The sequence below is a fragment of the Streptomyces flavofungini genome (assembly GCF_041028215.1).
In the GTDB taxonomy this organism is placed as follows: Bacteria; Actinomycetota; Actinomycetes; order Streptomycetales; family Streptomycetaceae; genus Streptomyces; species Streptomyces flavofungini_B.
In genome coordinates this window covers 1-9,014 of record NZ_JASKYR010000361.1, presented here as the reverse complement: position 1 = coordinate 9,014, position 9,014 = coordinate 1, and the positions used below count along the sequence as shown (strand labels likewise).

Sequence of the window (9,014 nt, the reverse complement as noted above, 5' to 3'; positions counted from 1 at the left end):
CGGTCACGGGGGCGGTCATCGCCGCCGTGACCGAGGGCAGCGCGTCCGCGACGCCGGTCGAGTCGGGGCGGCTCGTGGCGGCCACCGCGCCGACGACGCCGAACAGCAGCACCCCGGCCGCGCCCACGAGGCGGCGGCGCAGGGCGAGTACCCCGAGTGCGGCGGCGAACAGGGCGAGCACCGCGAGGATGCCCGACTGGAGGACGAGTTTGTCGTCCGTGCCGAACCGCCGGATGGCCCAGTCCTTGACCGCGGCGGGCGTCCGGTCGATCGCGGCGCCGCCGACGGCCACCACGGGGCCCGCCTCGGGGCGGACGGCCGCGGAGACCAGCTCGGCGACGGCCAGCGCGGCGGCCCCGGCGATGAGGCCGCCGAGGACTCCGGCCGCGACCCGCCACAGGTCGACGCGGCGTCGCGAGGTGCTTCGCTCTGTCTTCACGGGGGGAATCCGGCACCGACGGCCGGGCGGATTGGTCAGTCCCTCGGAAGAGTGAAAGAAGCCCCTCTACGTCGGCAGGACTACTCGAAGGCGCTGCTCGAACGCGGCAGTGCTACTCGAAGCGGGAGGTGTCCCCGGCCCCGTAGCGCACGATCTCGGCCTCGCCGTCGGAGAAGTCGATGACCGTGGTCGGCTCGGTGCCGCAGTCGCCGGAGTCGATGACGGCGTCCACCACGTGGTCGAGCCGCTCCTTGATGTCCCAGCCCTGGGTCAGCGGTTCCTCCTCGTCGGGCAGCAGGAGGGTGCTGGAGAGCAGCGGCTCACCGAGTTCGGAGAGCAGGGCCTGGGTGACGGTGTGGTCGGGGATGCGCACCCCGACGGTCTTCTTCTTGGGGTGCAGGAGCTGCCGGGGGACCTCCCTGCTCGCGGGCAGGATGAAGGTGTAGCGGCCCGGGGTGGCGGCCTTGATGGCGCGGAAGACGTCGTTGTCGAGGTGCACGAACTGGCCGAGCTGCGCGAAGTTCTCGCACATCAGCGTGAAGTGGTGGCGCTCGTCGAGCTGACGGATCGTGCGGATCCGGCTGAGGCCTTCGCGGCTGCCGAGCTGACAGCCCAGCGCGTAGCAGGAGTCCGTCGGATACGCGATGAGCGCGCCGGAGCGGATGCTGTCGACCACGGTGGTGATGCTGCGCCGCTGCGGATTGTCGGGGTGCACGTCGAAGTACTTGGCCATTGGCCGAGTCTAGGTGATCGGAGTCCTGGCGCCCGGGTGGCGGGGCGGCCGCCGGTACGCGGCCCCCACCACCCGGCACGATCCAGCCGGAAGGCGCTAGTGCCAGGGGCAGCGCGGCAGGCCAGGGAAGGGGTCGGTGCTGGTCAGCACGCTGCTCGCGGGGATGTTGCCCCAGGCCTGGATGCTCGGCAGGTTCACCGTCTCGTCGCCCTGCGTGTAGTACCAGACGTTGTTGCCGCCCTTGTGCGCCTCGCCGATCGAGTAGCAGACGAACCAGCTCTGGGTCGTCTTGAGCCGCCCGGTCACGGGGGCGTCGAAGGCCGGGCGCCCGTACAGGTCACTCGGGGCGTTGGTGCAGTACAGGTCGCCGGTGAACTTGTTGCCGAGGGTGTCGGTGTGGGCGATGCCGGGCCGCAGGACGCAGTTCGCGTCGGCCGGGGTCGCGGCGGTCGACGTGGCCGTGGGCGTCGCCGCCGATGCCGGGGTCGCGGGCCAGAGGACGGCGGCCGCGAGGACGAGGGCCGACGCGGCGTTGCGTACGCCGCGCGGCTTCATGGATGACGCCACGAGTTCGCTCCAGAGGTCGGTGGTCGGACGGGTGCTGGACAGGTGCCGGACAGGTGCCGTCAGCTCGGCAGGCAGGCCGGGAGGCCCGGGAAGGGGTCCGGCTCGGTCTCGATGCGGAAGGCGGGCACGTACCCCCAGCCCTTCCACAGCGGCCAGTTGAGGATCTCGTCGCCCTGCGTGTAGTACCAGATGCGGTTGCCGCCCTGGTGCAGGTCACCGCTCTGCCAGCAGACGAACCAGCTCGGCGAGGTCTTGAGCTTGGCGATGACCGTGCCGTACACCTCCGGTGTCGCGAAGACATCGGCCACGGCGTTCTCGCAGTAGAGGTCCTTGGTGTACGTGTGGCCCTTGATGTCGGTGTGCTGCACACCCTCGCGGATGCGGCAGACCGGGGCGGCGGCATCCGCCCGGACGCCCGCACCGGCCGTGGCGGGCAGGCACATCGACACCGCCGCCGCTGCCAGCAGCACCCCGAGCGCGCGCCGCCGTCCCGCCGCACCGCGGAACGCCGATCTCATCCCCGCGTCCCCCTCATCTCCAGTCATCTCCGCTCATCCCCACGAACACTTGGGCAGTCCCGGCACCGGGTCCTGCGTCGTCTCCAGCTTCACGGCGGGCATGTAGCCCCAGGCCTGCGCGCTCGGACGCGAGACGACCTCGTCGCCCTGGGTGTAGTACCAGATGTTGTTGCCACCGGCGTGCGGGTCGCCGATCTTCCAGCAGACGAACCAGCTCCTGGTGGTCACCATCCGGCCGACCACGGGGCTGCTGGCGAACGACTGGAGGTGTACGTCGCCGGGCGCGTTGTCGCACAGGATGTCCGCGTCCCACTTCATTCCGGTCCAGTCCGTGTGCGGACTGTTCTCCCGCATGACACAGGCGGCGGCCGAACCCGCCGCCCGCGCGGTCGCCGCCGTGGTCCCCGTGAGCCCCGTCGCGGCGACGGCGGCGACGAGCAGCACATGGCTGAATCTCCGGTTCATGGTCCCCCCTGATGTACCGGTCGGCTCTGCCGATGGCGGCAGTTTCCCGCCGGGCGCTGACACGCCACTGACGCCCGGGAGCACTCCCCGCGGTGCTGGCGCGCCGGTCCGTCCGGCTCCGGCTGCTGGACGGTCGCGTCAGGGCCGGTTGGGCTTCATGGCGGCGTCCGCGTACTCGGGCAGTTCGATGACGGTGACCCCGGCGGACTCCAGGAGCCCGCCGCCGTCGCCGGAGCCCGCCACCCCCTCAGGGACGCGCACCGCGGTGACCACGCGCCGCACGCCCGCGTCACGGATGAGCTCGGCGCACGGCCGGCCGCCGTCCGGGCGCCGCGCGCAGGGGGCGAGCGAGCTGTACACCGTCGCCCCGCCCAACCGGCTCCCGGCGGCGGCGAGAGCGCCGAGCGCGGCCTCCTCGGCGTGCTCCCGCGACCCCTCGCGGGCGCGCCCCCGGGCCAGTTCGGTGCCGTCGGCGGCGACGACGACCGCGCCCGCGGCGAGCCCGGTCCCCGGAGTCGGTTCCTCGGCCGCGATCCGGCAGGCGATGGCCAGCCAGCCCCGGTCGGCCATGGTCGGGTGCTCATCGGGCCCGGGGGCCCCGCAGGCGCTGGCGGACGACTGGCTCATCGTTCTCCTCGTGCTCTCCGGCGGCACCGTACCGCCTCTTCCGTACAGGTACCCGGCTGCCCGCGCCCGGCGTCCCGGCACGGACATCCGACCGGTAACCGAACACCGGCGGCACGGCGCCGCCCTCGTACGGGGGACCGGTGGTGGGGGCGGTTCGCGTGTGCGGCAGGTCGTCCGCCGGATACGGCGGAAACCGTTCCGGCGCGGCGCCGGGGGCGGCAGAATGGTCGCTGGGGCACGCCCCTTGGCACCGGTCGAGGGAGAACAACGGCGCGACCCGACCGGATGGGACACGGTGATCGTGATGGCGCAGCCGGAGCGCGACGAACGGTTGGCGCGGGCCTTCCTGGAGCTGGCGGACACCCTTGCGGACGGCTTCCGTCTGGTCGACTTCCTGCATGTGCTGACCCACCACGTGACCGACCTGCTGGGCGTGGACGCCTCTGGCGTGGTGATGCTCGACGGGCTCGGCCGCATGGTGGACGTCACCGCCTCCTCCGACACCGCGCACCGCTTGGAGGAGCTCCAGACGGAGGCGCGCGAAGGGCCGTGCCACGACTGCTGCGGCACGCGCGAGCGCGTCGGACCGGTGGACCTCACCGTGCCCGGGGCGCTCGTGCGCTGGCCGCGTTTCACCGAGGCGGCCCGTGCCGCCGGGTTCGCGACGGTCGCCGCGCTCCCGCTGCGCCTGCGCGAGGAGGTCATCGGGGCGCTGAACGTGATGCACACCGACACCGACGGTCTGACCCCGTCCGACCTGCGCCTGGCCCAGGCGCTCGCCGACGCGGCGACCATCGGCATCCTGCACCAGCGTCTCGCCCACGACCAGGCGGAGCGCGTGGGGCAGTTGCACACCGCGCTCAACAGCCGGATCGCGATCGAACAGGCCAAAGGAGCGCTCGGCGCCCACCTGGACATCGAGCCCGAGGACGCCTTCGACCGGCTGCGCCGCCACGCCCGTGCCCAGCGCACCTCGCTCACCCGGCTCTGCGAGGAGGTCGTCCAGGGGTCCACGGACATGGCACTCTTCGTCACACCGGCCGAGGAGCCGCGCCGCGAGTGACACCCGCCCGTCGAGTGTCTCCGTGAGCCGGACCCCAGTGCCCCGTCGCAACTCAGTCAAGGAGGCCCCGCGGTGTCCGCAGCCGTCCCGGACGTCACGACGCTTCTCGCCACGGCGTCGCGCGCGCCCCAGGGCCTCACGGGCCTCGACTCCGCGCAGTTCGCCGCCGCGCTCGACCTCGACGGTCTCGTCATCTCCCTGAGCAACAGCTCCGGCCTCGAACTGGTCTGGTGCGACCCCTCGGACAAGGCCGGGATCGCCATCGAGGACCTCCAGTACACCCTGGGCGAGGGCCCGACCGTCGACGCCGCCCGCACGGGCGCGCCGGTCATCGTGCCCGATCTGCGGGCCGTGCCGGAGCAGCGCTGGCCCGCCCTGCTCCCCTCGCTGCGGGACCGGCCTGTGCGCGCGATGTACGCGCTGCCCCTCCAGCTGGGGGTCATCCGGCTGGGCGCCCTGACCGGGCGGCGCGACACTCCGGGACCGCTCAGCCGCCACCAGATGACCGACGCCCTCGCCCTGAGCGAGGCCGTCACCCTGATGCTCCTCACCCCGGTCGGGGCCCGCGACGTCGGCAGCGACAACCCGCTGCCGCTGCACCGGGCCCTGCTGCACCAGGCGGCCGGTGTCCTCAGCGTCCGCCTCGCCATCCCCATCGACCAGGCCCTCGCCCGGCTGCGCGCCTACGCCTTCACGCACGACCGGCCGATCCTCGACGTCGCCGACGACGTCCTGAACCACCGCTCGCGGCTGGAGAACACGCCGGACTGAGATGCCGGGACCGCCGCGCCGACACGGTCAGCCGGTGGGCTCGCGCATCTCCTCGCGCACCTGGAGCGTCGTCTTCGCGACCTGGTCGAGGTCGATGTCGGCGGGGTCCTTCCTGGCGTCCTCGGCGGTGACGACGCCCACGGTGGCCCCGGTGTTGTCGTCGCCCCAGGCGCACATCGGCACGTTGCTCCGTACGCCGCCCTGCTCGGTGGTGAGGACCTGGCAGCGCACGGTGAGGCCCGAACCCGCGGGCGTGATGTCACGCGCGGGCACGGCGACCGTGACACCCTGCGCCTCGGAAGCGCCCCGCATCATGTCGTCGCGCGCCGCGGCGGAGTTCTTGAACCGGCCGTACATGCCGGAGACCACCAGCGCGCCGCCCGCCTGCTCGCCCTGGCCCGCGTACTGCCCGACGACCGCCTTCGGGTCCCGGATGTTGGCCCGGCTCCGGTTCTCCTCGACAATGGCCTTGCCGGAGGTGTCGGAGAGGTCCTGCGTCAGCTTGTACCCGCCGTCCACCAGCTCGGACGGCACCGACATGCGGTACTTCGCCTCCGGGAACCCGCCGGACGCCTTGGCGAACAACTGGTACCCGCCGACACCGGCCGCCACCAGCGCGACGGCCACGGCGGCCAGGACGCCGACCACCTTGCCGGTGCTGCGCCGGGGCGGCGGCCCCGGTGGTCCCGGTGGCGACGGGGGCGGGATGCGGCCGCCGGGTCAGGCAGGTCAGCCGGGTCAGGCAGGTCAGGCGGGTCAGGCGGGTCAGGCCAACCAGAACCAGCCAGGCCAGCAGGGTCAGCAGGGCCAGCAGGGCGGCTTCCCCGGTGGCGGGTTCCCGGGTGGCGGCTCCCGTGAGGGCGGCAGGGGCGGCGGCATGGGCGGTCTGCTCGACGGCGCCCAGGTCTCGGCCAAGGCGGAGAAGCTCCTGGAGAAGGACGCGGGGGACTACACCTGGGCCGCCGCGGCCATCGGCTCGCAGAACGCGGCCAGCTACCAGCTCGCCACCGGCGAGCCCGTGATGGCCATCGGCGGCTTCAACGGCAGCGACCCCGCCCCGACGCTCGCCCGGTTCAAGCGGTACGTGGCGGACGGCGAGGTCCACTACTTCGTCGCGGGCGGCGGCATGGGCGGTGGCGGCACGGGCGGCAAGGGCACGTCCTCCTCGATCACCTCCTGGGTGGAGTCGACGTTCCAGAAGGTGACGGCGGGCAGCGCGACCTTCTACGACCTGACGCAGCCGAAGAAGTAGGCCGGACGGACGAAAAACGCCTTGTACGGCGTAAGAGAACGGCTCTACGGTGTATGGGACGGCTCCCGTACACCGTAGAGCTGTCGTGTCCCCAGCCCTACGAAGGAGACCGCCCATGACGGCGACGACCGCCGACACATCGGCCGCACCGCCCAGGCATCCGCAGCGCTGGCTGATCCTCGGCGTCATCTGTCTCGCCCAGCTCACCGTGCTGCTCGACAACACCGTCCTGAGCGTCGCCATCCCCTCCCTCACCAGGGAGCTCCACGCGTCCACGTCCGACATCCAGTGGATGATCAACGCGTACTCGCTCGTGCAGTCCGGCCTGCTGCTCACCGCGGGCAGCTCCGCCGACCGCTACGGCCGCAAGAAGATGCTGATGGCGGGCCTCGCGCTGTTCGGCACCGGCTCGCTGGTCGCGGCGTTCGCGCAGTCGTCGGCGCAGCTCATCGCCGCCCGCGCGGGCATGGGCGTCGGCGGCGCGCTTCTGATGACCACGACGCTCGCGGTCGTCGTGCAGATCTTCGACGACACCGAGCGCGTGAAGGCGATCGGCCTCTGGTCGACCGTCAGCTCCCTCGGTTTCGCGGCGGGACCGCTGCTCGGCGGGTTCATGCTGAACCACTTCTGGTGGGGCTCGATCTTCCTGATCAACCTCCCCGTGGCCCTGCTCGGCCTGGCCGCCGTCGCCAAGCTGGTGCCGGAGTCGAAGAACCCCCGCGGCGACCGCCCCGACCTGCTCGGCGCGCTGCTCTCCACGATCGGCATGGCCTCGGTGGTCTACGCGATCATCTCCGGGCCCGAGCACGGCTGGACCTCGGCACAGGTGCTGGTCTCGGCGGGCTTCGGCGTCGTGGTCCTCGGCGCCTTCGCGCTCTGGGAGCTGCGCATCCCGTATCCGATGCTGGACATGCACTTCTTCCGCAACCAGCGGTTCGTCGGTGCGGTGGCGGGCGCGATCCTGGTCGCGTTCGGGCTCAGCGGTTCGCTCTTCCTGCTGACCCAGCACCTCCAGTTCGTCCTCGGCTACGAACCCCTGAAGGCGGGCCTGCGGACGGCACCGCTCGCGGTGACCATCGTGGCCCTGAACCTGACGGGCGTCGGCGCGAAGCTGCACGCCAAGCTGGGCACGCCCGTGACGATCCTGGCCGGTATGAGCGCCCTCGCGGCCGGGCTCGCGGTGATCGCGCTGCTCGGCGGTGACGCCTACAACGGCATGCTGGCCGGGCTCGTCGTCATGGGCGCGGGCATCGCGATCGCCATGCCCGCCATGGCCAACGCCATCATGAGCGCCATTCCGGTGGAGAAGGCGGGCGTGGGCGCGGGCGTCAACGGCACGCTCGCGGAGTTCGGCAACGGTCTGGGCGTCGCCGTGCTCGGCGCGGTCCTCAACTCCCGCTTCGCCTCGCTCGTCGCGGTCTCCGCGGCGTCCTTCCCGGCGGCCATGGCCGCGGCGGACTCGGCGGGGGAGCGGGAGCGGATCGCCGACGCGTTCTCCTCGGGCCTGGAGACGAGTCAGCTCGTGGGCGCGGCGGCGGTGTTCGCCGGAGGCGTGCTTGCCGCGGCGTTGCTGCGCAGGGCGGAGAGGGCAGACTCCGTGGGCGGGACGGCGGCATAGCATCCTGGTGGGGCGGACGGCCGGATTCCGGAACTCCGGACTCCGGGGCGCCCGTCCCCTTCGCCCGTCCCCCCCTCGTCCGTCCCTCTCGTCCGCCCCCGGGTCCGAGAACCGATCAGGAAGGTGCGCCATGGTCAAGGCAGCCGGCCGCACGCAGCACACGGCGCGGGCCAGCGTCTGGCTCGAGGGCAAGGCGTCCCGCGGCGGCGCCCGCAAGGGCGACCAGCCGAGCGGCCTCGACCGGGAGCGGATCACCAAGGCCACGGTGCGGCTCCTGGACGCGGAGGGCCTCGCCAAGTTCTCCATGCGCAGGCTGGCCACCGAGCTCAACGTCACGGCGATGTCCGTCTACTGGTACGTGGACACCAAGGACGACCTGCTCGAACTGGCCCTCGACTCGGTCTGCGGCGAGATGCGGATCCCCGATCCGCAGTCGGCGCCCGACGCCTGGCGGGAGCAGTTGCGGGCCCTCGCGGAGGAGTACCGGGCACTGCTCGTCCGCCATGCCTGGGTGTCGCCGCTCGTCGGCCGTTTCCTCAACATCGGTCCGAACTGGCTGGCCTTCGCGGTCGCGATCCAGCACACCGTACGGAACAGCGGGCTCCCCGCGTACGCGCAGAACGGGGCGATCTCGGCGGTCTTCCAGTTCGTGTACGGCTTCGGGACCATCGAGGGCCACTACATCGCGCGGTGCGCGGAGGCGGGGGTCTCGCAGGACGAGTACTACCGGGAGGCGATGGGGACCGTCCACGAGGAGCTGGGCGCGCACGAGGTCCTGCGGAGCGCGGACGAGTTGATCCGTGCGCGGGGTGAGGACAGCGTCGAGCAGATGTGGCACCGGGACTTCACGGTCGCCCTCGATCTGATGATCGCCGGGATCGAGGCGCTGCTCTCGCGGGCAGCGCCGTAGCTTTTTCGCGGGTGCACTGAACCGCCGCTTCGCGGCGGATGTCTCCCACCC

Annotated in this window: 10 protein-coding genes and 2 pseudogenes; 5 read left to right on the top strand and 7 right to left on the bottom strand. The window is 72.3% G+C overall.

The features are described 5' to 3' along the window. The 6 genes and pseudogenes from AB8Z36_RS23510 to AB8Z36_RS23485 form a co-directional block, all read right to left on the bottom strand. A pseudogene (locus AB8Z36_RS23510) lies at positions 1-439 on the bottom strand (molybdopterin-binding oxidoreductase); the annotation flags it as partial. 112 nt (positions 440-551) lie between these two features. After that, complete coding sequence (locus AB8Z36_RS23505; RefSeq protein ID WP_369215352.1) at positions 552-1,172, bottom strand: L-threonylcarbamoyladenylate synthase; 621 nt, start codon at positions 1,170-1,172, stop codon at positions 552-554. 96 nt (positions 1,173-1,268) lie between these two features. Next, positions 1,269-1,739 carry a hypothetical protein gene (locus AB8Z36_RS23500; RefSeq protein WP_369215351.1) on the bottom strand — a complete coding sequence of 157 codons (471 nt, stop codon included), beginning with the start codon at positions 1,737-1,739 and terminating at the stop codon, positions 1,269-1,271. A gap of 59 nt (positions 1,740-1,798) precedes the next feature. After that, a complete protein-coding gene (locus AB8Z36_RS23495; protein WP_369215350.1) occupies positions 1,799-2,257 on the bottom strand; it encodes a hypothetical protein in 459 nt (152 codons plus the stop codon). A gap of 33 nt (positions 2,258-2,290) precedes the next feature. Continuing rightward, the gene (locus tag AB8Z36_RS23490; protein ID WP_369215349.1) at positions 2,291-2,722 is read right to left on the bottom strand and encodes a hypothetical protein; all 432 of its coding nucleotides are present in this window, start codon (positions 2,720-2,722) and stop codon (positions 2,291-2,293) included. 138 nt (positions 2,723-2,860) lie between these two features. After that, the gene (locus tag AB8Z36_RS23485) at positions 2,861-3,349 is read right to left on the bottom strand and encodes a hypothetical protein (protein ID WP_369215348.1); all 489 of its coding nucleotides are present in this window, start codon (positions 3,347-3,349) and stop codon (positions 2,861-2,863) included. Positions 3,350-3,653: 304 nt separating this feature from the next. Here AB8Z36_RS23485 and AB8Z36_RS23480 point away from each other — a divergent pair, with 304 nt between their 5' ends. Continuing rightward, positions 3,654-4,412 (top strand): GAF and ANTAR domain-containing protein, encoded by a 759-nt coding sequence (locus AB8Z36_RS23480; RefSeq protein ID WP_369215347.1) that lies wholly within the window; start codon positions 3,654-3,656, stop codon positions 4,410-4,412. Positions 4,413-4,484: 72 nt separating this feature from the next. Further along, the gene (locus tag AB8Z36_RS23475) at positions 4,485-5,183 is read left to right on the top strand and encodes a GAF and ANTAR domain-containing protein (protein WP_369215346.1); all 699 of its coding nucleotides are present in this window, start codon (positions 4,485-4,487) and stop codon (positions 5,181-5,183) included. Positions 5,184-5,210: 27 nt separating this feature from the next. Here AB8Z36_RS23475 and AB8Z36_RS23470 read toward each other — a convergent pair whose 3' ends face one another. After that, positions 5,211-5,831 (bottom strand): hypothetical protein, encoded by a 621-nt coding sequence (locus AB8Z36_RS23470; RefSeq protein ID WP_369215345.1) that lies wholly within the window; start codon positions 5,829-5,831, stop codon positions 5,211-5,213. Between the two features lie 19 nt (positions 5,832-5,850). Between AB8Z36_RS23470 and AB8Z36_RS23465 the strand changes: the two are divergent. The 3 genes and pseudogenes from AB8Z36_RS23465 to AB8Z36_RS23455 form a co-directional block, all read left to right on the top strand. Further along, positions 5,851-6,435: pseudogene (locus AB8Z36_RS23465) on the top strand (glycosyl transferase); the annotation flags it as partial. 115 nt (positions 6,436-6,550) lie between these two features. Further along, positions 6,551-8,053: an MFS transporter gene (locus AB8Z36_RS23460; protein ID WP_369215344.1), complete on the top strand. Its 1,503-nt coding sequence runs from the start codon at positions 6,551-6,553 to the stop codon at positions 8,051-8,053. 130 nt (positions 8,054-8,183) lie between these two features. Then, complete coding sequence (locus tag AB8Z36_RS23455) at positions 8,184-8,963, top strand: TetR/AcrR family transcriptional regulator (RefSeq protein WP_369215343.1); 780 nt, start codon at positions 8,184-8,186, stop codon at positions 8,961-8,963. The last annotated feature ends 51 nt before the right edge of the window (positions 8,964-9,014 follow it).

Coding starts and splice junctions, on each gene's coding strand:
- AB8Z36_RS23460 (WP_369215344.1), top strand. CDS start 6,551: ATGACGGCGACGACCGCCGACACATCGGCCGCACCGCCCAGGCATCCG.
- AB8Z36_RS23485 (WP_369215348.1), bottom strand. CDS start 3,349: ATGAGCCAGTCGTCCGCCAGCGCCTGCGGGGCCCCCGGGCCCGATGAG.
- AB8Z36_RS23505 (WP_369215352.1), bottom strand. CDS start 1,172: ATGGCCAAGTACTTCGACGTGCACCCCGACAATCCGCAGCGGCGCAGC.
- AB8Z36_RS23490 (WP_369215349.1), bottom strand. CDS start 2,722: ATGAACCGGAGATTCAGCCATGTGCTGCTCGTCGCCGCCGTCGCCGCG.
- AB8Z36_RS23455 (WP_369215343.1), top strand. CDS start 8,184: ATGGTCAAGGCAGCCGGCCGCACGCAGCACACGGCGCGGGCCAGCGTC.
- AB8Z36_RS23480 (WP_369215347.1), top strand. CDS start 3,654: ATGGCGCAGCCGGAGCGCGACGAACGGTTGGCGCGGGCCTTCCTGGAG.
- AB8Z36_RS23495 (WP_369215350.1), bottom strand. CDS start 2,257: ATGAGATCGGCGTTCCGCGGTGCGGCGGGACGGCGGCGCGCGCTCGGG.